This window comes from Rhizobium sp. BK251 (genome assembly GCF_004345245.1).
Classification (GTDB): domain Bacteria; phylum Pseudomonadota; class Alphaproteobacteria; order Rhizobiales; family Rhizobiaceae; genus Rhizobium.
In genome coordinates, this window is the sequence record NZ_SLUQ01000002.1 from 613,501 (window position 1) to 634,835 (window position 21,335).

General features: G+C 62.7%; 16 protein-coding genes and 1 other RNA gene. 9 read left to right on the forward strand and 8 right to left on the reverse strand.

Annotation, left to right across the window (positions count from 1 at the left end; all coding sequences use genetic code 11):
- Window positions 1–193 precede the first annotated feature (193 nt).
- Window positions 194–508, forward strand: coding sequence for a hypothetical protein (locus tag EV286_RS06825; protein WP_132956250.1), 315 nt, complete (start codon window positions 194–196; stop codon window positions 506–508).
- 29 nt (window positions 509–537) lie between these two features.
- Here the strand turns inward: EV286_RS06825 and EV286_RS06830 are convergent, their stop codons facing one another.
- Window positions 538–3,009 carry a UvrD-helicase domain-containing protein gene (locus EV286_RS06830; protein ID WP_132956251.1) on the reverse strand — a complete coding sequence of 824 codons (2,472 nt, stop codon included), beginning with the start codon at window positions 3,007–3,009 and terminating at the stop codon, window positions 538–540.
- A 301-nt stretch (window positions 3,010–3,310) separates the two neighbouring features.
- On the opposite strand from EV286_RS06830, the gene EV286_RS06835 reads away from it, so the two are divergent.
- The 3 genes from EV286_RS06835 (at window position 3,311) to EV286_RS06845 (ending at window position 8,905) form a co-directional block, all read left to right on the forward strand.
- Window positions 3,311–4,483 (forward strand): efflux RND transporter periplasmic adaptor subunit, encoded by a 1,173-nt coding sequence (locus EV286_RS06835; protein ID WP_132956252.1) that lies wholly within the window; start codon window positions 3,311–3,313, stop codon window positions 4,481–4,483.
- Window positions 4,480–7,638: an efflux RND transporter permease subunit gene (locus EV286_RS06840; protein ID WP_132956253.1), complete on the forward strand. Its 3,159-nt coding sequence runs from the start codon at window positions 4,480–4,482 to the stop codon at window positions 7,636–7,638. The genes EV286_RS06835 and EV286_RS06840 overlap by 4 nt, the downstream gene beginning before the upstream one ends.
- 268 nt (window positions 7,639–7,906) lie before the next feature.
- Window positions 7,907–8,905 (forward strand): flagellin, encoded by a 999-nt coding sequence (locus tag EV286_RS06845; protein WP_132956254.1) that lies wholly within the window; start codon window positions 7,907–7,909, stop codon window positions 8,903–8,905.
- On the opposite strand, the gene EV286_RS06850 is transcribed toward EV286_RS06845, so the two are convergent.
- On the reverse strand, window positions 8,902–9,519 hold the full coding sequence (locus tag EV286_RS06850; RefSeq protein WP_132956255.1) for a hypothetical protein: 618 nt from the start codon (window positions 9,517–9,519) through the stop codon (window positions 8,902–8,904). The genes EV286_RS06845 and EV286_RS06850 overlap by 4 nt on opposite strands.
- A gap of 163 nt (window positions 9,520–9,682) precedes the next feature.
- On the opposite strand from EV286_RS06850, the gene EV286_RS06855 reads away from it, so the two are divergent.
- Entirely contained in the window at window positions 9,683–10,348 is a 666-nt protein-coding gene (locus EV286_RS06855; protein WP_132956256.1) for an OmpA family protein, read from the forward strand.
- 129 nt (window positions 10,349–10,477) lie between these two features.
- Here the strand turns inward: EV286_RS06855 and EV286_RS06860 are convergent, their stop codons facing one another.
- A complete protein-coding gene (locus EV286_RS06860) occupies window positions 10,478–10,885 on the reverse strand; it encodes a DUF2000 family protein (RefSeq protein WP_132956257.1) in 408 nt (135 codons plus the stop codon).
- A gap of 33 nt (window positions 10,886–10,918) precedes the next feature.
- On the opposite strand from EV286_RS06860, the gene EV286_RS06865 reads away from it, so the two are divergent.
- A complete protein-coding gene (locus EV286_RS06865) occupies window positions 10,919–11,806 on the forward strand; it encodes an AraC family transcriptional regulator (RefSeq protein WP_132956258.1) in 888 nt (295 codons plus the stop codon).
- Here EV286_RS06865 and EV286_RS06870 read toward each other — a convergent pair.
- Window positions 11,766–12,869, reverse strand: a complete 1,104-nt coding sequence (locus EV286_RS06870) for an AbrB family transcriptional regulator (protein ID WP_132956259.1) — start codon at window positions 12,867–12,869, stop codon at window positions 11,766–11,768. The genes EV286_RS06865 and EV286_RS06870 overlap by 41 nt on opposite strands.
- A 350-nt stretch (window positions 12,870–13,219) precedes the next feature.
- On the opposite strand from EV286_RS06870, the gene EV286_RS06875 reads away from it, so the two are divergent.
- Entirely contained in the window at window positions 13,220–14,632 is a 1,413-nt protein-coding gene (locus EV286_RS06875) for an FAD-linked oxidase C-terminal domain-containing protein (protein ID WP_132956260.1), read from the forward strand.
- An 86-nt stretch (window positions 14,633–14,718) separates the two neighbouring features.
- Entirely contained in the window at window positions 14,719–18,486 is a 3,768-nt protein-coding gene (locus EV286_RS06880) for an AsmA family protein (RefSeq protein WP_132956261.1), read from the forward strand.
- Between the two features lie 7 nt (window positions 18,487–18,493).
- Here EV286_RS06880 and EV286_RS06885 read toward each other — a convergent pair whose 3' ends face one another.
- The 4 genes from EV286_RS06885 to ssrA form a co-directional block, all read right to left on the reverse strand.
- Window positions 18,494–18,718 (reverse strand): ribbon-helix-helix domain-containing protein, encoded by a 225-nt coding sequence (locus EV286_RS06885; protein WP_132956262.1) that lies wholly within the window; start codon window positions 18,716–18,718, stop codon window positions 18,494–18,496.
- A gap of 66 nt (window positions 18,719–18,784) precedes the next feature.
- Window positions 18,785–18,979, reverse strand: coding sequence for a DUF4169 family protein (locus EV286_RS06890; RefSeq protein ID WP_132956263.1), 195 nt, complete (start codon window positions 18,977–18,979; stop codon window positions 18,785–18,787).
- Window positions 18,980–19,021: 42 nt separating this feature from the next.
- Window positions 19,022–19,534, reverse strand: coding sequence for an SspB family protein (locus EV286_RS06895; RefSeq protein ID WP_132956264.1), 513 nt, complete (start codon window positions 19,532–19,534; stop codon window positions 19,022–19,024).
- A gap of 127 nt (window positions 19,535–19,661) precedes the next feature.
- Window positions 19,662–20,020: a transfer-messenger RNA gene (gene ssrA / locus EV286_RS06900) on the reverse strand.
- Between the two features lie 211 nt (window positions 20,021–20,231).
- On the opposite strand from ssrA, the gene EV286_RS06905 reads away from it, so the two are divergent.
- Complete coding sequence (locus EV286_RS06905) at window positions 20,232–21,170, forward strand: thymidylate synthase (protein WP_132956265.1); 939 nt, start codon at window positions 20,232–20,234, stop codon at window positions 21,168–21,170.
- The last annotated feature ends 165 nt before the right edge of the window (window positions 21,171–21,335 follow it).

The following is a 21,335-nucleotide window of genomic DNA, read 5'->3' on the forward strand; positions in this document are numbered from 1 at the left end:
ACGAAAAGCCTTGCTGTGCAGGGCAGACACCTCCGAACGACGTACAGGAAACGACCGCCTACGTCGATTAGTCATTTTTTCCGAACAGTGCGTTTGCTTAGCGACCCTTTAATTTCTTGCTGCGAAACCTCACATCGCCTTTTAGGGGCTATTTGTGAAAACCTGCGCTCACCGGTCGCGGGAGGGATTTGATATGACGGATTACGATTTTGACGAGTCTCGCCGCCGGGCTGCCCGGGATACGACGGAAAACAGGGGCGAAGGCGAACATGAGTATTTCGATCATCTCCGCACGCTGAGTCTCTCCATTGGCGAGCGTGTCATTGTTTTCTGCGTGCTGGCACTTATCGCCGGCGTCGGCGTTGCAGGCTATATGACGGAGCCCGGCACCTCGCCGCAGACGACCGGTTCCATCCGCATGGAGCCTGTGGCCGAGACTCCCCGTCCGACCTTTCCGGGTCATAGCCGCTGCAGCGACGTCTCGCCGTTTCCGGGCCGGGAGTGCTGATCAAGCGCTGAGCGGGCAGCTGTTTAGCTTCATGCCCGCTCCACGAAGCCTTCCAGCACCCGCTTCTGGCCAGCCTTGTCGAAATCGATCGTGAGTTTGTTGCCGTCGATGGCGGCGATATTGCCGTTTCCGAACTTCATGTGGAAGACGCGGTCTCCGACCGTGAAACGCGACGGTTCATTGGAGGTCGAGCGCGCAACGAGTTCGCCTTCGATCGTGCGCCCCTTCGGTCCGCTTTCACCATAACCTATCCGCTCGACGGCATGCCCTGAACGCGTTCCCCAGTTGTCGCGCGTGGCATCGGTCTTGTTTTGCTGGGCGCGCTTCCAGCCTGGCGTCGAATAGGAGTTGGCGAAGGGCTCGGTCTTGTCGAAGCGTGACTGGCCGTATCCGCCGCGGCCGTACCCGCCGTAGCTCTGCTCCATCTCGGCGACCTCGACATGGGGTTCCGGCAGCTCGTCGAGAAAACGTGACGGCATCGTCGATTGCCACAGGCCGTGGATGCGCCGGTTCGACACGAACCAGATGTGGCAGCGCCGCTTGGCGCGGGTGATGCCGACATACGCAAGACGGCGCTCTTCCTCCAGTCCCGCGCGACCGCTCTCGTCGAGCGAGCGCTGGTGAGGGAACAGGCCCTCCTCCCAGCCGGGCAGGAAGACGGTGTCGAATTCCAGGCCCTTGGCAGAATGCAGCGTCATGATGGAGACGGCGTCGAGGTTCTCGTTCTGCTCGGCGTCCATGACCAGCGAGACGTGCTCCAGGAAGCCGCGCATCGACTCGAAGCTCTCCATCGAGCGGATCAGTTCCTTGAGGTTGTCGAGGCGACCCGGTGCTTCGGCACTCTTGTCGTTCTTCCACATGTCGGTGTAGCCCGACTCTTCGAGGATCTGTTCGGCGAGCTCGGTATGCGGAGTCTTTTCAAGCATTTCCTGCCATCGGCGGAAAGATTGAATCACATCGAACAAGGCCTTGCGCGCCTTGGGTTTCAGCTCGTCGGTCTCGATGATGTCGGCGGCAGCGGCAAGCATCGGAATGTCGCGGGCGCGAGCATAGTCATGCAGCGCCCGGACGGTCGTGTCCCCGAGACCGCGCTTCGGCGTGTTGATTATGCGTTCGAAGGCGAGGTCGTCGGCCGGCTGGGCGACGAGGCGGAAATAGGCCATGGCATCCCGGATTTCGAGGCGCTCATAGAATCGTGGACCGCCGACGACGCGGTAATTCAGGCCGAGCGTGACGAAACGGTCTTCGAATTCGCGCATCTGGAAGGAGGCGCGCACCAGGATGGCCATGTCGTTGAGGGCGTGCTTCTTGCCGTCGGCATCGCCGCGCTGGAGCCGCTCGATCTCCTCGCCGATGGCGCGGGCTTCCTCTTCGGAATCCCAGGAGGCATGCACCTGCACCCGGTCGTCTTCGGGATCGGTGCGGTCGGTGAACAGGGTCTTGCCGAGCCGGCCCTCGTTGTGGGCGATGAGATGCGCCGCGGCACCCAGAATATGCTCGGTAGAGCGGTAGTTGCGCTCCAGCTTGATGACCTTGGCGCCCGGGAAATCCTTTTCGAAGCGCAGGATGTTGTCCACCTCCGCACCGCGCCAGCCGTAAATCGACTGGTCGTCGTCGCCGACGCAGCAGACATTCTGCAATTCGCCCTTCGGCCGCTGCGCAAGCAGGCGCAGCCACATGTACTGCGCAGTGTTGGTGTCCTGGTACTCGTCGACGAGGATGTAGCGGAACCGGGCGTGATATTCCTTCAGCAGATCCGGGTTCTTCCGGAGGATATGGATCGGGTGCATCAGCAGATCGCCGAAGTCGCAGGCGTTCAGCGTCGTCAGGCGTGCCTGATAGGCGAAATAGAGTTCGCGGCCCTTGCCGTTGGCAAAAGCGCGGGCGTCGCCCTCGGGAATGTCCGCCGGACCGAGGCCCTTGTTCTTCCAGGTGTCGATCATTCCGGCGAACTGCTTGGCCGGCCAGCGCTTGTCATCGAGGCCTTCCGCCTGGATCAGCTGCTTGATGAGGCGCACGACATCGTCGGTATCAAGGATGGTGAAGTCCGAGCGCAGGCCGACAAGCTCGGCGTGGCGACGCAGGAGCTTGACGCCGATCGAGTGGAAGGTGCCGAGCCACGGCATGCCTTCGACCGCACCGCCGACGAGGAGCGCGATGCGTTCCTTCATTTCACGAGCGGCCTTGTTCGTGAAGGTGACGGCGAGGATCTGAGAGGGAAAGGCGCGCCCGCTGGCAAGGATATGGGCGATACGCGTGGTCAGCACGCGCGTCTTTCCGGTGCCGGCGCCGGCGAGAACCAGCACCGGACCCTCGATCGTTTCGACGGCTTCGCGCTGTTCTGGGTTAAGTCCCGCCAGATAATCGGGCCTGTTTCCGGTATCGCGGGCCGCCATGGCCCGGGCGGCTATGCCACCGGCAACCGGTGCGGCGGAAGCGACGGGCCCGCGCGGCGCAGGCTCCTCGTCGAAGAAGGGAATATCGTCATTTCCGATGGTCATGCGGCGTAATGTAGTGATTCGGGGTGGAAAGACCAGAAAAGATGTTCTGCTTTCATTCCTATATCCTTTGGCTCTGCGGCGAAAGGGAGGCCTGCCCGTCGAAGGCGACTTCGGCAAGGCGCTGCAATCCGGTTCCGGGGCGGGCGCGTCTCCTGAAAGGATGTCAAGATTACATTTATGTCATCTTGTCATGCAAAGCTTGCCGGGTATCTGCAAAAGAAGGATATTGCGCGATACGAGTGGGAATCGCGGCTTGTTCCGCCTCCATATGTTCCTTTTTCAGGTCCTTCCGGAGACGTGAATGCAAGTTTGGAAGCAGTCTGTCCTGTCCGTTGTTGTCCTGTTGGCCGGTGTGGCCGGCTGGGTGGCCTTTGTGCCCGGGGCAGGCGAAGGGCTGGAAAAGATAGGTGTGCCAGCGCGGCTGGTCGGCCTTGTCGCGCCCAAGGGTGCCGAGACGGCGGGCGAAGGTGCCGGCGGGCAAGGGCAGGGACGCCGTGAAGGCGGGCGCAACGCGGCGCCAATGGTCGTAACCCAGGCCGTGGTGCGCGGCGTCGTCAACGACCGACTGAGTGCAATCGGCACGGGCGACGCGATCCGTTCCGTGGCGGTTACGCCGCAGGCAACAGGCACGATCCGCGAAATCCTCATCAAGTCGGGTGACCGGGTGAAGCACGGCCAGGTGCTTGCCAAGCTCGACAGCGAGGAACAGATCATTTCCCGCGGCCAGGCAGAGGTGGCGCTGAAGAGCGCCGTCGAGAAGTCGCAGCTCTACCACAACATCAAGTCCAGCGTTTCGCGCATGGATGTCTTCGATGCGGAGATCGCCGAGCAGGGCGCGCGGCTGCAGCTCCAGGCCGCCGAACTCAACCTCGCACGGCGCGACATCGTCGCCCCGATCGACGGCATCGTCGGCATCGTTCCCGTCAATATCGGTGACAACGTCACCACGACGACCAGCATCGTGACGCTGGACGACCGGTCCGAAGTGCTGGTCGATTACTGGGTGCCGGAGCGTTTCGCGAATACGATCGAAGTAGGACTTCCGGTGGAAGCGACGTCGGTGGCGCGGCCGGGCCAGGTCTTTAAGGGCGTCGTCGAAGCGATCGACAACCGCATCGATGCTGCAAGCCGCACGATGCATATCAGGGCGCGCATCGACAACAAGGCCGACGAGCTGCGTGCCGGCATGTCGTTCAACGTTACCATGCGTTTTGCAGGGCAGAGCTATCCGGCCGTCGATCCCCTGTCCGTGCAGTGGGATTCGGAAGGTTCTTTCGTCTGGCAGGTGAAGGACGGCAAGTCGGAGAAGGTGCGCGTGACGATCGTCCAGCGCAATCCCGACCGCGTGCTCGTGGCGGGCGACCTCCAGGATGGTGACGCCATCGTCACCGAGGGACTGCAGCGGGTGCGCGTGGGCGGCAACGTCCGGGTCGCCAGTGAACTCGCAGAGAATGCCGGGGTCGCGACACAATGAGCGCAACCGGCGAGCCTCATCCCCAGCCGGCCTCCGGCAAGCAGACCTTTACCGCACTCTTCGTTCGTCGCCCCATCTTGGCGCTGGTCTTCAACACGCTTCTCGTCGTCGCTGGCCTCGCGGCCTATTTCGGCGTCGAGGTTCGCGAGCTTCCCGACGTCGACCGGCCGGTCGTGACGGTGCGTACGACATTCGACGGCGCATCGCCGCAGACGATCGACCAGGAGTTGACGAAGGTGATCGAAGGCGCGGTAGCGCGCGTCAGTGGCCTGAAGTCGATTTCCTCCAGCTCGCAGTTCGGCTCCAGCCGGGTGACAATCGAATTTTCCGACGCCACCGATCTCGCCGTTGCCGCCAATGACGTGCGGGACGCGATCGGCCGCATCAGCGGCCAGCTGCCCGACGAAGCCGACCCGCCGCAGATCGTCAAGGCCGATTCGGATTCGCAGCCGATCATGCGGCTTGCCGTAACGTCCAGCAAACTCTCGATGGACGATCTCACGCTGCTCGTCGACAACGAGATCATCGACCGTCTTGCTTCCGTCGAGGGCGTGGCCGATGTCGAAACCTATGGCGACCAGGAAAAGGTCTTTCGCGTTGACGTGGACCAGGGCGCGCTTGCAAGCCGCGGCCTGACGATCGGCGACCTGACCGAGGCGCTTTCCAGCTCGGCGCTCGATGTACCGGCCGGCTCGCTCAAGAGCACGACGCAGGACATCGTGGTGCGGGCGACCGCCAACCTGCAGAAGCCCGAGGATTTCTCGAACCTCATCGTCGACGACAAGGTGCGGCTGGGCGACGTGGCGACTGTCACCCTCGGGCCGAGGGACGGGACGACGGCGCTGCGCTCGAATGGCGTGCCCGGCATCGGGCTCGGCATTATCCGCCAGGCGCAATCCAATACGCTCAACATTTCGAACGGCGTAAAGGCGGCCGTGGCACAGCTTTCGAAGACGCTGCCGGAGGGCACGCGGATCGCGATCACCAGCGACGACGCCGTCTTCATTCAGGGCGCCATCCATGAAGTCGTCCTGGCACTCGTTCTCGCTGCGGTCATCGTCATTGGCGTCATCTACCTGTTCCTGCGAGACTGGCGGGCGACGCTCATTCCGGCGGTAACGATGCCGGTCGCCCTGATCGGCACGCTGGCGGCTATCTACATGGTCGGTTTCTCGATCAACATCCTGACGCTGCTTGCAATCGTGCTTGCAACCGGCCTCGTCGTCGACGACGCGATCGTCGTCCTGGAGAATATCGTGCGTCGCCGCTCGGAAGGCATGGGGCCGCGCGCCGCGGCGGTTCTCGGCACGCGCGAGGTCTTCTTCGCGGTGATTGCGACCACGGCGACGCTTGCCGCGGTATTCATTCCGCTTTCATTCCTGCCGGGGCAGGTCGGTGGCCTCTTCCGCGAGTTCGGTTTCGTGCTTGCCTTCTCGGTCGGCCTGTCGTCGCTGGTCGCCCTGACGCTTTGCCCGATGCTCGCCTCGCGCATGTTGACCAGGGAAATGTTGGAGGATCACGGCGCTCTCGGACGCTTCGGCGAAGCCTTCGCCAGCCTCTACCAGTGGTCGCTCAGGGCATGCCTCAATGCGCCTCTCGTCGTCATCGTCGCATCGACCCTGTTCGGGGCGGCGGCGGTTTTCGCATTCACGACGGTGAAGAGTGAGCTGACGCCGAACGAGGACCGGGCGATGGTCATGATGCGGCTGACGGCGCCGCAGGGCTCGAGCCTCGATTACACGCGCGACCAGCTCCAGCGCGTCGAGGAATACCTGCAGCCCCTCGTCGACAGCGGTGATATCCGCAACATCTTCTCGATCTCCGGCCAGGGAGGCTCCGCCAATAGCGGCTTCATGGTGCTGACGCTTGCCCCCTGGAGCGAACGCGATCGGACGCAGGCCGAGATCGTTGCCGATATCAACCGGGCCGCCTATCGTGTGCCGGCGCTACGCGGCAACGCGATCTCCTCCAACAGCCTTCGCATCCGCGGGGCGGGCAACGGCTTGCAGATGGCGCTGGTCGGCAACGACCACGAGGCACTCACGGCCGCGGCCGCGAAGCTCGTCCAGGCGATCGATGCCACCGGCCAATACGACACGCCGCGGCTGACCAACGAGCCGACGCAGGCGCAGGTTTCCGTCGCCATAGATCGCGAACGCGCCTCCGATCTCGGGATCGACATCACCGGCCTCTCGACGGCCATGCAATCGCTTCTCGAGGGCCGGTCGGTCGTCGATGTCTTCGTGGCCGGCGAAGCATATCCCGTCCTCCTGGCTTCCACGACCCGGCCGATCGACGATCCGACCGATCTCGAGAACGTCTTCCTGAAGACGGGCGACGGCAAGATCGTGCCGATGTCGGTGATCGCGAGCCTCAAGGAAGGCGCCGTCGCACCACAGCTTAACCGAGAACAGCAGCTCGCCTCCGTCGCGATAACCGCGGGCCTGAAGCCCGGAATGTCGCTTGGCGATGCCGTCAAGCAGGTGACAGAGCTTGCGCAGCCGCTCCTTCCGCCCGGCGCCCGGCTGATACCGCTCGCCGAGGCAGCGACGCTGGAGGAGAATTCGAGCGGCATGGCGCTGACCTTCGGCTTTGCCATCGTCATTATCTTCCTCGTCCTGGCGGCGCAATTCGAGAGCGTTCTTTCCTCGGTGATCATCATGTCGACGGTGCCGCTCGGGCTTGCCTGTGCTGTCTTTGCGCTGATCATCACGGGCTCGAGCCTCAACATCTACAGCCAGATCGGCCTCGTGCTGCTTGTCGGTGTGATGGCGAAGAATGGCATCCTCATCGTCGAATTCGCAAACCAGCTGCGCGACCGGGGCGAGGGCGTGCGCTCGGCCATCGAGAAGGCCTGCGCGCTGCGCCTGCGTCCGGTAATGATGACGATGATCGCCACCATCCTGGGCGGCGTTCCGCTGGTGTTCGCGCATGGTGCCGGCGCGGAGGCGCGAGTTGCGCTCGGATGGGTCATCGTGGGCGGGCTCGGATTTGCAACGCTCGTGACATTGTTCATCACGCCGGTTGCCTATCTGCTGATCGCGCGCTTCGCCAAGCCGCAATCCCACGAGGAAGCGCGGCTGCACGAGGAGATGTCAGTTGCGACTCGCCCGAGGCCGGTGCCGGATCCCGGTCATCTCGAGGCGGCGGAATAATTCTAGACCTTTAAGTCGCAGCAGCGCCGCTGTTCCTCCGTTCGGCGGCGCGCTCTGCATGGTCAACGGGGAATTGCGAAACAGCGTAAACCGATCCTGATTGTTAGCTGTTTCTTAAGTGTAAAACGCAATGATTGCACTGTGACCGAAAGAGCCTCCAGCGTTTCGGAGGATCGATTTTCCGCTGCTCCCAGCGCCCGGACATGATGTTTCGCGGACCGGTCATTGTCAGTTTGTTGCGTATAGTTGTGTTCGGAGTTTCAGTCCCGTGAGTATCTTTCAACGCACATCGGTCGATGCGGCGCTGCATATCGTGCGCGATATCAACCGAAATCTGACGCAGACGCAAAACCGGGTGTCGACCGGACTGCGCGTCGAGAAGGCCCGCGACAACGCTGCCTACTGGGCGGTCGCCACGACCGCACGTTCGGATAACAAGGCGCATGCCGCCATCCAGGACGCGCTTGGGATCGCCGCTGCAACCATGGGCACGGCGTACACGGCAGTGGCCGCCGCAAGCGACCTTGTCTCCGCGATCAAGGCGAAGCTGGTGGCGGCGACCGAGGATGGTATCGACAAGGAAAAGATCGACGCGGAGATTACGCAGCTCAAGGCGCAGCTGCGTACGGTGTCAGAGTCTGCGAGTTTCAACGGTGACAATTGGGTCGTCCTGACGGATGAGGACAATCCGACGCGACCGAAGCAGATCCCGGCTTCCTACATTCGCGCAGCCGACGGCACGGTATCGATCGACACGCTTTCCTACCACATCGACCTTCCTTCGACCGGCGTGACGACATCGCAGGATGCGCGCTACATGGTCGATGATCGCAGCGGCGGGACCGGCGAATACGGTGCCTTGACGTCGGATCATTTTGCGACGGAACTCGGCGCGTCGAAGAACTACGTGATGATTCTAAGCAAGGGCGGCAATACGACGGGCCAGGTCGAAATCGGGCTCACTGCAACGACGAGCGACAGCGAGATCGACGAGATGATCAGCATTGCCGACGCGGTGCTGCGGCAGATGACGTCGGTGGGGTCCGCCTTCGGCGCCCTTGAAAGGCGCATCGACCTGCAGAGCGAATTCGCCAAGAACCTCTCCGATTCCTACACCTCCGGTATCGGCCGCTTGGTCGACGCCGACATGGAGGCGGAATCGACCAAGCTGACGGCGCTGCAGACGCAGAAGCAGCTCGGCCTCCAGTCGCTGCAGATCGCCAATGCGAGCTACGACACGATCCGGCAGCTGTTCCAGAATATCTAGGATCGCCGGAGGGAAGCGCCGGCGTCAGCGGCTTCCGGCACGCCCGCCATTCGGAGATAGACGTGGCCTCGGGGCGAAAGCCGGTAGCCGGTGGTGAGGCTTTCAGTGAGACCAAGCTCCTTCACCTGGCGGAGACCGGCCTTCAACCTGTCCTTTGCAAGGCCGAGCCTCGCTGCGATCTGGGTGGCGGCCAATCCCTCGTTCGACGCGATGATCGCCAGAGCCGGTCTTGTCCATCTCAGGCCTGCGGTACGGTCGAGCCGATCCAGCTTTGCTCCGATACTCTCCATTTCGGCGTTCGAGATTGCGTCCTGCTCGCGCAGGGTGAGACGCGGATCGTTTCCTTCACGATGGAACCGGATGCGAAATAGGCGTGCGTCGGGCTTGGGAATGAGCTCGGCCTTTGCCTCCTGTTCCGAGGCGTAGCCCGCCTGGCGGAATTCTTGCTGCGTAATCTCGGCCCATGTGACCTCCGCCAGCTCTGTAATCGCGAGAACGCCGACAGATGTTCTCAGGCTTCCTCCTGCGCGCACCGTCGGGCGCTTCCATACCCGGAAGGCCAGCGTGATTTCCCCGGTCTCGATGCGATCGAGTATCGTCTTGCGAAAAAGCATCGGCTCCCCGTCGACCACAAGGAATTTGGTGATATCCCTGCCTTAACGCAAGCACAGTGTGTCCATTTCCGAAGTTTTGCGATATCGGATGAACATCGTTCATCTTGTTGCCGCAATCCTTGATATTTCCTCGCATGGGCCCCGAACGGAGACAATCGATTCCATGATCAAGAAATTCATCCTGCTCGCGCTTGCGACCAGCTATCTCAGCGCCTGCACGACCACTGACCCCTATACCGGTCAGCAGAAGGTATCGAATACGGCAGGTGGAGCCGCGCTCGGCGCCGTCGGCGGCGCGCTCGTCGGTCTTGCAGTGGGCGGTTCTCCGGTGGGACGGCGTAATGCGGCGCTGATCGGCGCAGGCGTCGGTGCGCTCGCAGGCGGCGCGATCGGCAACTACATGGACCAGCAGGAAGCCGAGCTTCGTGCGCAGCTCGAGGGAACGGGCATTTCGGTTACGCGCGTCGGCGATCGGATCATTCTCAACATGCCGTCGAACATCACCTTCGACGTCGACCAGGACGCAGTGAAGCCGGGCTTCTATCCGACGCTCAATTCGGTCGCCATCGTGCTGCGGAAGTTCAACCGCACGCTGATCGACGTCAACGGCTTCACCGATTCCACGGGCAGCGTGCAGCATAACCAGGACCTATCGCAGCGCCGCGCCTATTCCGTCGCCGGCTATCTGGGCGGACAGGGAATCGACCAGCGCCGCATGTCGGCCGTCGGCTTCGGCCCGTCGCAGCCGATCGCCTCGAATTCGACCGAGGCCGGACGCGCGCAGAACCGCCGCGTCGAGATCCAGATTGCCCCGATCACCCAGAGCTGATCTGCTCTTGCGGCAGACGGGTGGTTCCTTCCAGAAGAAAGGAGCTGCCCAAGTCGTTGTTTTCATGCATTTCTGGTCGGAAAACTATATCTGCCAATCGACAAGGCCCCACGCGGGGCCTTTCGTGTTTCAGGGGTGAGGTGTTGCGCCCTTCATGATCTTGTCGACAATCTTCTTCTCCGTGCGCAGCGCGATCCCGACGACCTTGGCATCCTCCGGTGCGTATTCGGCGAAGACCGCGCGATTGGCAACGTCATGGCCGGTTGCGAACATTTCCTCGATGAAAACGGAAGCCGGTACCTCGCGCTCCAGCGCGCGGCGGTGGATCGTCGCGATTGCGGCCTCGTCGGCGGCAAGCACGATGACGGGCTGGATCGACAGCGCGTTGAAAAGATTGCCTGCGCGATCCCGATAGGCTTCGCCGATGATCTGCGGGCTTTGCCCGACGATGCCGCTCATCAGGAAGGCGGTGACGTTCAGCTTCTGCCAGGTGGCAAGATTGTTTCGCAAGACGATTGCAATTTTGGTATCAAACATTCCGGTTTCTTTCATGCGGGATGCACAAGGCGGTTGAGCCAGGATCTAAACAGCCGTGCCTTCGAGGGTCTTGAACGTTTGTGCGTCACGCCCGGCGCAAGCGGCATCGTCACCGCGCCGGAGTTTCCCGGCATCGAGCGCATGCAAGCGAACTTCAGCGGCAACGCATTCGAGCCGCATCGCCACGACACCTACGGGCTCGGTCTCACCATGAAGGGGGTTCAGACATTCTCCTATCGAGGCGAGCGCCGCTTCAGCCTGCCCGGGCAGGTGATCGTGCTGCATCCGGACGAGGAGCACGACGGCGGTGCCGGCACGGAGGAGGGGCTGCAATATCGGATGCTTTATCTGGAGCCGGCGCTGCTGACCGAATGCCTGGAGGGGAAAGGCATCGGCCTGCCCTTCATCGACACGCCGGTGATCCAGGACAAGGCGCTGGCAGGTCTGCTTGCGGCTGCCCTCGGCGAACTCGACAGCGCCCTGGAGCCGCTCTTCGTCGACGATTTTGTCTCGCAGCTCGCCGAAGGCCTGACGCGGCACGCCCGTATTCCGCAGCGTCCGCTTGGCGCCGTTGCCTGGCGGCAGGTGCGCAGGGCGCGAGACTACCTCGACACCCACGCGACGCGCGCCGTTTCCTCGAGGGAACTGGAGGATGTCGCGGGGCTCGATCGCTTCATGCTGTCACGGCATTTTCGCGTCGCCTTTGCCACGAGCCCGCATCGTTTCCAGCTGATGCGGCGGCTGCAGCGGGCAAGGACGATGATGGGCCTGGGCGAGCCGCTGGCGGAGATCGCCTTCGCGACCGGCTTTGCGGACCAGAGCCACCTCAACCGCCATTTCAAGAAGGCCTACGGCATGACGCCCGGCCACTGGCTCGCGCTCAGGCGGGGCTTTCCACAAGCCCCGTCCGCCTGGCGATAAAGCGCGCAAGCATGGGGCCGGTGAAGAGGATGATCAGGAACCTTCCCGTCTGCATCGCCATGACGAAGGGCAGGTCCACATCGCTGGAGGCGGCGATGATGGCGACCGAATCGGCGCCGCCGGGGCTGGTCGCAAGATAGGCGGTCAGCGGATCGACACCGGCGACCTTCGTCAGCACGAAGGCCATGCAGCCGCACAGCGACATCAGGAGCAGCGTCGATCCGGCCACGCGGGGCAGGGCGCGGGCCGCATGCATCAGGATCGGGCGCGTGAAGCGCAGGCCGATGCTCCAGCCGATCAACGCATAGCTCGCTGCCAGAAGCCACATCGGCAATTCGATGGTCAGCAGGCCGAAGCCCTGAAGCAATGAACCGATAACCAGCGGCAGGATGATCGTGCCGCCCTGTATCCGGAAGCGTGTCGCAACGAACGCGCAGAGGGCGGTCAGCGAGACCGTGGCGGCAAATGCGCCCCACTGAACCGCAGGAAACAGAATGAGCGGCGGCGGTTCCACGCCGTCTGCTTCCGCCCAGAGGCGGGCAACCAGCGAGGCGGCGACGGCGACGAATACGACGCGCAGATATTGCATGAATGCGACGAGCCGGGCATCCGCCCCATAGGCCTCCGCCATGATGACCATTGCCGACGCAGCGCCGGGTGAGGAACCCCATACCGCCGTCGTACCGGGCAGAACCTGCCAGCGAGTGAGCAGCCAGCCGAGAGTGGCGCTGACGAGGATGACGGCAATCACCATTGTCAGGAAGAGAGGTGCATCCGCAGCCATCGTGCCAATGATGTCAGGCGTGATGCTGCGCGCCATCATGAAACCGACGAGGCTTTGCGAAAAGAGGAGTGGCCAGCGCGGCACGGCCACCGAGCGCTGCTGGCTCAGCAAGGCGAGGGCGATGGCCGCGGCCATCGGCCCGATCAGCAGGGATGCCGGCAGTGCGAACTGCTCCAGAACGACAACGATAGCGATGGAAAGAACAAGCAGCACGACCCATTGCGGCAGGCCTGCGCGAGGCCCGAGGCCAAAGCCGCGGCGGATTTCCTTCAGAAGCATCGGTCCGTCCCACGTCTGGCAGAGGCGGTCCGCCGCATACAGAGGGTCGGCGTCGCAATCGATATGTTTTGGCGGGACAATGGAAAACCTGGAAAAGGGGTCAAACAGGAGCGAATGCTGCGTGGCATATCGAGAGTAAAATAGGAGGCGGGAATGCCGTCGGTCAATTGCCAGATCTCGCCTTGCCGTTCTCCGGCAGCCGGTTAGCCCGGTTCTGTCGCTAGAGGGTCACGCATTTGGCACGCCATCCTCATATGCGGATTCTGGTACTGGACAGCGCCGGTGGCTTGTCCCATAGAACGGTAAAGAGCCGAAATGATGATCGGCAAAAACTGGGAGGTATCAAGGGGATGGCTCTGGAGGACGCGAGGGTGGGCCGCCGCAACGAAGCGGGAATTGCCGCCGTCATCGGCATTTTGAAGCAAGCTTTCGGCGAGAGGTTCCAGACGGGCGTCGCATATCGGGCGCAGCACGCCCATACGACAACCTATATTCCAGCGCAGTTTCCGGACGGCGTGTTGTTCGTGGAAGGCGCCGACGACGTGAAGGCTGCCGTCAGGACCTGCGCGGAGCACAAGGTGCCCGTCATCGCTTTCGGCACCGGCTCCTCGCTGGAGGGCCAGGTGAATGCACCCAACGGCGGAATTAGCCTCGATTTCAGCAGGATGAATCGAATTCTTGAAGTCAATGCCGAGGATCTCGATTGCACCGTTGAACCAGGAGTTACGCGCGAGCAACTCAACACCTATCTGCGCGATACGGGTCTGTTCTTTCCGATCGACCCCGGCGCCAACGCGTCCATAGGCGGCATGGCCTCGACCCGCGCCTCCGGCACCAATGCCGTCCGCTATGGCACGATGAAGGAGAATGTCCTTGCGGTAACGGCCGTCACGGCAAAGGGCGAGGAGATCCGCACGGCGCGGCGGGCGCGCAAGTCGTCTGCCGGTTATGACCTGACGCGGCTCCTCGTCGGGGCGGAGGGAACGCTCGGCATCCTCACGTCGATCACGCTGAAACTGCAGGGCATACCGCAGAAGATCGTCGGCGGCGTCTGCGGCTTCCCCAGCGTGAAGGCTGCCTGCGATGCAGTGATCATGACGATCCAGATGGGCGTGCCGGTGGCGCGCATCGAAATTCTCGATGCGGCGCAGATTAAGGCCTGCAACAACTATTCGGGGCTGTCCTATGACGAGCGGCCGACGCTCTTTCTCGAATTCCACGGCTCGGACGAAACGGTCGCGCTTCAATCGGCCCAGTTCGGCGAGATCGCCGCGGAATGTGGAGGCGGCGAGTTTCTCTGGACGGCCAATGCCGAGGAGCGCACCAAGCTCTGGAAGGCGCGCCACGACGCCTACTGGGCTTCGCGGGCGCTCGCGCCGACGCTTGCCGCCTTGTCTACGGATGTCTGCGTCCCGATCTCCCGACTGGCGGATTGCGTTTCCGAGACCCAGGCCGATCTCGAGGCGCACGGCCTGCTTGCGACGATCGTCGGCCATGCCGGCGATGGAAACTTCCATGTACTCCTGTTGTTCGACGACACCGCTGCCGATAGCGTGGCCGGGATCGAGGCGTTCGTCTCCCGTCTCACTGCACGTGCCTTGGCCATGGACGGAACCTGCACCGGCGAGCATGGAATAGGGCAGGGCAAGATCGGCTTTCTCGAACAGGAACTCGGCGGTGCCGTCGATCTGATGCGACAGCTCAAGGCAAGCCTCGACCCCGACAATATACTCAATCCCGGCAAGATCTTCCGCATGGGCTGAAAACCGAATATTGCCATGTTCCCGGCTTGCTCAGGACACGAATGTCGGTACTGTCTCTACAGACTGACGCATGGAGAATTCACAGGTTGCTAGGACGGTTTCTGGTCTTTTTGGGCGGGCTACTGGTCGTAGTGCTATTCGTGGCGCTGCTAGCGCCGCTCTTCATCGACTGGACCGATTTCCGTGTGAATTTCGAGGATCAGGCGAGCCGCATCATCGGCAAGAAGGTTACCGTGCACGGCACGGTCGACGCACGACTCTTGCCCTTTCCCTCCGTGACGTTGCACGACGTGCGGGTCGGCCAGGAAAGCGATGGGACTCCGGTCGTCCAGATCGAGCAATTCTCGATGGATGCCGAGCTGGCGCCTTTCCTGAGTGGCGAGGCCCTCATCTTCGACATGCGCATCGTAAAGCCCAAGGTGCGGCTCCGGCTTCTCAATGACGGTACGCTCGACTGGATGCGCGGAAGCAGGCCGGAAATTCCCGCGAAGACCGTCGTGCTCGAAAGCGTGCATGTCGATGGCGGCGAGATCGAATTCATCGACGAGCAGACCGGCCGCACGCGGCATGTCACGGGGCTTACGGCCCAGATGTCGGCGAAGTCGCTTGCTGGTCCCTGGCGCATCGACGGCGACGGCTCAGTCGATGGCGAGCATGGCAACTTCTCGATCACCAGCGGCCAGCCGGACGACAACGGCGTGCTGCGCGTACGCACCCGCCTGCAGCCCGATCGCCATCCTCTCAGCATCGATCTCGATGGCGAACTCAAGCTCGTCGACCGGAAGCCGAACTATCAGGGCCTCTTCTCCGCGGCGATCGAACAGCGCGATGGCAGCCGTTCCGCCGATCAGGACAAGCAGGCCGAGCCGCGCCTGAAAGGCCACTTCGAGCTGACGAACGATCGCGTTCGCGTGCCCGACTATCGGCTAGAGGTAGGGCCACTCAATGATCCCTATGTCGTAACCGGAGAAGCGACGCTCGATACGGGCAATGCCCCGGAATTCCTGCTGACCGCAGAGGGGCAGCAGATCGACGTCAACCGCATCGGCAACCAGGGCCCCGGCGGCAAGACCATGCGCGATCCGAGTGTGTCGGCGCGCCAGCGGCTCAACTCGCTGATCGAGATTGCCGCTGCGATCCCGGTGCCGCAGGTGCCGGGCCGAGCCACGCTAAAGCTGCCGGCGATTGTCGCGGGCGACACGACGATCCGTGACGTGCAGCTCGATCTCGAACCGGCCGGCGCCGGCTGGACGATAGACAACGCGGTCGGCCTCCTGCCTGGCCGCACCCAGGTGGAGGCCAAGGGCAGCCTGCGCCTACAGGGCGATCCGAGCTTTACCGGCAACGTGGTTGTGGCCTCCAACCAGCCCTCTGGCCTTGCCTCCTGGCTCACCGGATCCGTCGACCCGGCAATTCGGCGACTGAAGGCGGCGGGCTTCTCTGCGAATGTCAGCCTGACCCACGAGTTGCAGCGCTTCGAAAACCTCGAGATCGCGATCGGCAGCGCAACCCTGAAGGGACGGCTGGAGCGGCAGTCGGTGTCCGACCATACGCCGAACCTTTCGGTCGATCTTGCCGGCAACGAGCTGGACCTTGACGCGCTCCGGGCGCTCGCCGGGCTCTTCACCGGCGAAGACGCCGGGAACAACTTGCTGGATCACAGCATCGCGGCCCAGCTGAAGGCCGACAAGTTTACCGCTTTCGGCGTGACTGCGCAGAATGTCGAGACGGTCTTCACGATCGCCGATGGGTCGCTGGCTCTCGACCGGCTCTTCATTCGTGATCTTGCCGGCGCGGAATTCACGGCGACCGGCCGCACCGAGGGTTCGCTCCTCGATTACAAGGGTTCCGGCGAGATCACGTTCAAATCCGCCGATCCCGGGCCCTTCTTCGCGATGCTGCGCGCGCAGCTGCCGCATCATCCCGTCCTCGACCGGCTGGTGCGCAACGCCTCCTGGTACGGCAATACGGCACTGCGCGGCGTTGTTACGCTCGGCGGCGACCAGGACGACGGCGTCGCCGTGACGCTCGCCGGCGTGTCGAACGGCAGCCGTGTCAATCTCGACTATCGGATGTCCGATCTGCTCGGTCTCTTCGGCAAGGGAACGGTGAGCCTCGAGGCAACGCTCGAGAACGCGGTGACTTCCATCCTCTTCGGCCAGGCGGGGCTCGATCCGCTTCCGGTCGAGGCTGATACGAACGGCCGGCTGTCATTGAAGGTGCAGGCGAGCGGAGCCGATCCCGCGGATGCGTCTCTCACCTTTGCGACCGACCGGACCTCGTTTACGGCGACCGGCAAGGTCGATGTCAGGCCCGACACTTTCATGAATGGCGATATCGCGCTCTCTCTGGAGAGTGCCGATCTGGATCCCTACTTCGTCATGAACGGCATCGGGTTGCCGCAGATGGGTACCGGCATGCCCGGAAAGATGCAGGCGACGCTTACGGTCGATCCGAGCAAGATCGCCCTTTCCGGCCTGCAGGGGCAGCTTGCCGACAATGCGTTTTCCGGCGCACTGACCTTTGACCGGACGGCTCCGAACGTGAAGGCGATGGGCGAGCTTGCGCTTACCAAGGCCGATCTCGCCTGGCTGGGTGAGGCGGTCTACGGGCCTTTGACTGATCCTGCGACCGGAAACTTCTCGACCGCGGCGCTCGGCCTTCCGGTGTTCAAGGGCATGGACGTCAATCTGAAGCTCTCGGCAAAGGAATTCTGGCCCGAGATCGCCGGGCCGATTACGGACTTCACGACGAACGTCATCTACAAGGGCGACGAATTGCAGTTGAACGATCTGGCAGGCGGCTGGGACGGCGGCACGATCGGCGGCAGCGTGGTGATGAACAACAGTGAAGGCGCGGGCTTCTTCCAGACCAAGCTGCAGCTTACCAACGCCGACATTGCCGGCATCTCGTGGCAGCGCGACGGCGCGCCCGTCGCCGGCGGCCGCTTCGGCCTGTCGCTTACCATGGAGGCAAGCGGCAAGAGCCCGGCGGAGATCGCCTCGTCCGCGAACGGCTCTGGCGAGATCCAGCTCGGCGAAGCGAGCGTCCGCGGCCTCAACCTGGCGATCCTGCCGCCGCTTCTTGCCGCGACCGACCAGATGCAGGGCGACATCACGGCGCAGAAGGTGCAGCCGATCATCGAGACGTTGCTGAACAATGGCGAGGCAAAGCTGCCGCCGTTGAACATCCCTTTCAATATCACCCAGGGCGTGGTGCGAATCCAGAACCTTGCTACCTCGAGCAACCTTGCTCAGCTTTCGGCCGATGCCGAGATCAACCTGCCCGAAGAGCGGATCAAGGCATCGCTCGGCGTCAATCTGGTGGCCGGCGACGAAGCGCTGAGCGGCGCCGAACCGGCACTGCGGCTCGATTTCGCCGGTCAGTTGGAGACGCCCGGCCGAACGCTGGACGTAACCGATGTGACGAATTTCCTGTCGCTGCGGGCCTTCGAGCGTGAAAGGCGGCGGGTCGAGCGCCTGCAGGCGAACGTCCTGGAAAAGCAGCGGCTGCGCCGCGAGGTGGCGCTCTACAAATTCAATGAAGCCGAGCGCGAGGCGGAGCGCCAGAGGGTGGCCGAGATCGAGCGGCAGCGGCAGGCCGAAGAGCAGCGGCTGCGACAGCTTGCGGCGGAGGCGGACGCGCGCAAGAAGGCGGAAGCAGCCGCCAAGGCCAAGGCAGAAGCGGAAGCCCGCGCCAAGGCGGAGGCCGAAGCGCGACGCCGTGCCGAAGACAGGCAGTCCGGGGGTGCCAACCCCTCTTCCCCTGGTGATAGCGACGAAGTTATCCGGGGCGACCTGCCCCCGGTGGGGCGACCGCTTAATTTCGAGGGAATGCCGGGTATCCAGCAATAAATCCCGGTTATGACGGGCGGCCGACGCGCTGCTTCAGCCATTCCAGCACGTAGAGCCTCAGCGCCGAGGAGAGATTGCTCTCGCCGGGCCGCCGATCGTCTATTTCGGAGAGCAGTGCGGCCAGCGGCATGGACCGAATGCCGGCAATCGCCTTGAGTTCTTCCCAGAAGGCATCTTCCAGCGAGAAGCTGGTGCGATGCCCATGGAGCGTGGCGGAGTGCTTTCGGATCATCTCCGGCTGCCTTCATTGCGTGGGGGGAGGAAGCGCTGAGGCGGGAGGACTGGGGGCATTGCCCGGTCAGTCGTCCTTCCCGTCCTTTTCCAGGCGGCCCTGGCCGTGGCTCTTCTCGGCCTTTTCATTGAGCGCTTCGGTCAGCTTCTTCTCGGCCTTGGTGCGGCCGAAGCTGATGCGATTCTGTTCGGCTTGCCGCTCCTTTTCGGAGCGGGCCTGCTTCTTGCGGAATTGGCGCAGATTGACGATTTCGGCGCTCATCAAAAATCCCTGCTGTCGTGGGGAGGGGATCTGCCTCGTGGGTTATTGCTTCTTGCGGAAGGCGTCGAGCGAAACGACAGAGCCCTCCTTCTTTTCGTCACCGGCGCTCTTTGCCTGCGCCTCGTCCTCGGCCTTCTCCGCCGGGGCGACGGGATAGGCGGTGATCTCGCCTTCGGTTTCCTCTTCCTCGCCGCTCAGCGGTACGTCGAATTCGAGCTCGAAATTGACGGACGGATCATAGAAGCCGCGGATGGCATTGAACGGGATCGAAAGCTTCTCAGGGACATCGGAGAAGGAGAGGCCGATCTCGAAATGAGCCTCGGTGATCTTGAGTTCCCAGAACTGGTGCTGGATGACGATCGTCATCTGCTCGGGATACTTTGCCTTGAGGTGCTGCGAAATCCGCACTCCGGGGGCGCCGGTCAGGAAGGTGATGAAAAAATGATGATCACCGGGCAGGCTGCCGGTCGCGGCAACCTCGGACAAAACCTTACGGATCACACCGCGAAGCGCGTCCTGTGCGAGAATGTCGTAGCGGATATGGTCCTGCCCCATGCTTGTCCTGTCTCTTGTTGGTTTCGAAGTCTTTTCGCAAGGCTATATGCCACGCCATGGCCCCATGGAAAAGACCGGAGCCGAGTCATAGTCGGCTGATGATACATGATTTCGATTGGGCGGAGAAGGTGAAGGCTTCTGTTGCCAGGTGCCTTCGAACCCCGCCTGCCGGTGCGAACCGTCAGGACTTTATTTGAAGTGTCACACCGCCATTAGGCAGCGAGACGAGCTTCCGCATAGTTGTCGTTTGCAACTACAATTTTAGCCCGATAACGGTGGTACAATGCCGAGCGAAAAGTCGATCTTTACACCCTTGTCGATCCTGTTTCGCCCCCATCAAAAGCCGGCCTGCTGGCCAGTTTTTGGTGGAGGCGCCGGGTACCGCCCCCGGGTCCAATAGGTTTATTCCATCGCCCGTTTATCGCCATAGCCGACCCGAAGACCGGCAATAGGGATATAGTGCCTTCCGCGCGTCCTGAAAAGGGCATTGATCGCAAATACCTGCCCTGGCGAGCAGGCAAATTGGCCGGTCCGCGCGGTCGGGCGGGTGGCACCACCTCTGGACCGTGCGAGGACGCCAATTTGCCGCTCCGGTCGGCGCGTCGCTGTGGATCAATTTCGGGCCGCGTCCCTCGGCCATTCATTCGCGAAGCGCTATGTTCTAGGGTACCGCCGAATCACCGAGAGCAACGGCATCATGAAGACCCAGCCTGAACAGCAATATCTCGACCTCATGGACCAGCTGCTGCGCAACGGCGACGAGCGCATCGACAGAACCGGCGTCGGCACGCGCTCCACCCTGGGCGCGATGATGCGCTTTGATCTCTCGGACGGCTCGTTCCCCGTCATCACCACGAAGAAGGTCTTCTGGAAGGCCGCGGTCAAGGAGATGCTCTGGTTCCTGACCGGCGGCACCAATATTCGCGACCTGCTCCAGGAAAACGTCAGGATCTGGACGGACTGGCCGCTCGCGAAATACCGCAAGGCCGCGGGAAGCGACATTTCGCAGGAGAGTTTCGAGGCACGGATCCTCGAGGACGAGGCGTTCGCCGCCGAATGGGGCGAGTTGGGCCCTGTCTATGGCAAGCAGTGGCGGCGATGGGCCGGCGCCGACGGGCGTGAATATGACCAGGTGGCGGAGGTGATCGCCACGCTCAAGAGCAATCCGACGAGCCGGAGAATGCTGTTCCACGCCTGGAACGTGCCGGAACTGCCGCAGATGGCTCTCCATCCCTGTCACATGGTTTACCAGTTCCATGTCTCCAGCCGGAGACATGATGGAGCCGCTCAATCCGCCGACGACCGGAAGCAGCATCTCAGCATGGCGATCTACCAGAGAAGCTGCGACGTCATGCTGGGGTTGCCATTCAATCTCGTCGGCGGTGCGGCCTTGCAGGCGATGGTCGCGCAGCAGGTCGGCATGGAAGTTGGCGACCTGGTGTGGATGGGCGGCGACGTCCACCTCTATCTCAACCACCTAGATCCGGCGCGCGAACAGCTTTCCAGAACCCCGCGGCCGATGCCGAAGCTGCGGCTGAAGCGCCGGGCGACATCGATCGACGACTATCACATCGACGATTTCGAGGTTGAAGGCTACGATCCTTATCCCGCGATCAAGGCCGATGTCGCGGTATGACGCCGGGATGGGCTGGCTTGGTCGTCATCCATCTGTCATCATGAGTAAATACTGAAATATTACCGAGCCCGCGTCCCCGTGCAGAACGGGTCCGAGAGGGGCGTTTCGTTTCGCAGGTGGCGCAGGTGTTGCTTTTCTGACGGACTGCAGCCACGAACAGGCGGC

Bases quoted from the DNA above. Each gene is read 5' to 3' on its own strand.
- EV286_RS06825 (WP_132956250.1), top strand. From the start codon at position 194: ATGACGGATTACGATTTTGACGAGTCTCGCCGCCGGGCTGCCCGGGAT.
- EV286_RS06830 (WP_132956251.1), bottom strand. From the start codon at position 3,009: ATGACCATCGGAAATGACGATATTCCCTTCTTCGACGAGGAGCCTGCG.
- EV286_RS06835 (WP_132956252.1), top strand. From the start codon at position 3,311: ATGCAAGTTTGGAAGCAGTCTGTCCTGTCCGTTGTTGTCCTGTTGGCC.
- EV286_RS06840 (WP_132956253.1), top strand. From the start codon at position 4,480: ATGAGCGCAACCGGCGAGCCTCATCCCCAGCCGGCCTCCGGCAAGCAG.
- EV286_RS06850 (WP_132956255.1), bottom strand. From the start codon at position 9,519: ATGCTTTTTCGCAAGACGATACTCGATCGCATCGAGACCGGGGAAATC.
- EV286_RS06855 (WP_132956256.1), top strand. From the start codon at position 9,683: ATGATCAAGAAATTCATCCTGCTCGCGCTTGCGACCAGCTATCTCAGC.
- EV286_RS06860 (WP_132956257.1), bottom strand. From the start codon at position 10,885: ATGTTTGATACCAAAATTGCAATCGTCTTGCGAAACAATCTTGCCACC.
- EV286_RS06870 (WP_132956259.1), bottom strand. From the start codon at position 12,869: ATGCTTCTGAAGGAAATCCGCCGCGGCTTTGGCCTCGGGCCTCGCGCA.
- EV286_RS06875 (WP_132956260.1), top strand. From the start codon at position 13,220: ATGGCTCTGGAGGACGCGAGGGTGGGCCGCCGCAACGAAGCGGGAATT.
- EV286_RS06885 (WP_132956262.1), bottom strand. From the start codon at position 18,718: ATGATCCGAAAGCACTCCGCCACGCTCCATGGGCATCGCACCAGCTTC.
- EV286_RS06890 (WP_132956263.1), bottom strand. From the start codon at position 18,979: ATGAGCGCCGAAATCGTCAATCTGCGCCAATTCCGCAAGAAGCAGGCC.
- EV286_RS06895 (WP_132956264.1), bottom strand. From the start codon at position 19,534: ATGGGGCAGGACCATATCCGCTACGACATTCTCGCACAGGACGCGCTT.
- EV286_RS06905 (WP_132956265.1), top strand. From the start codon at position 20,232: ATGAAGACCCAGCCTGAACAGCAATATCTCGACCTCATGGACCAGCTG.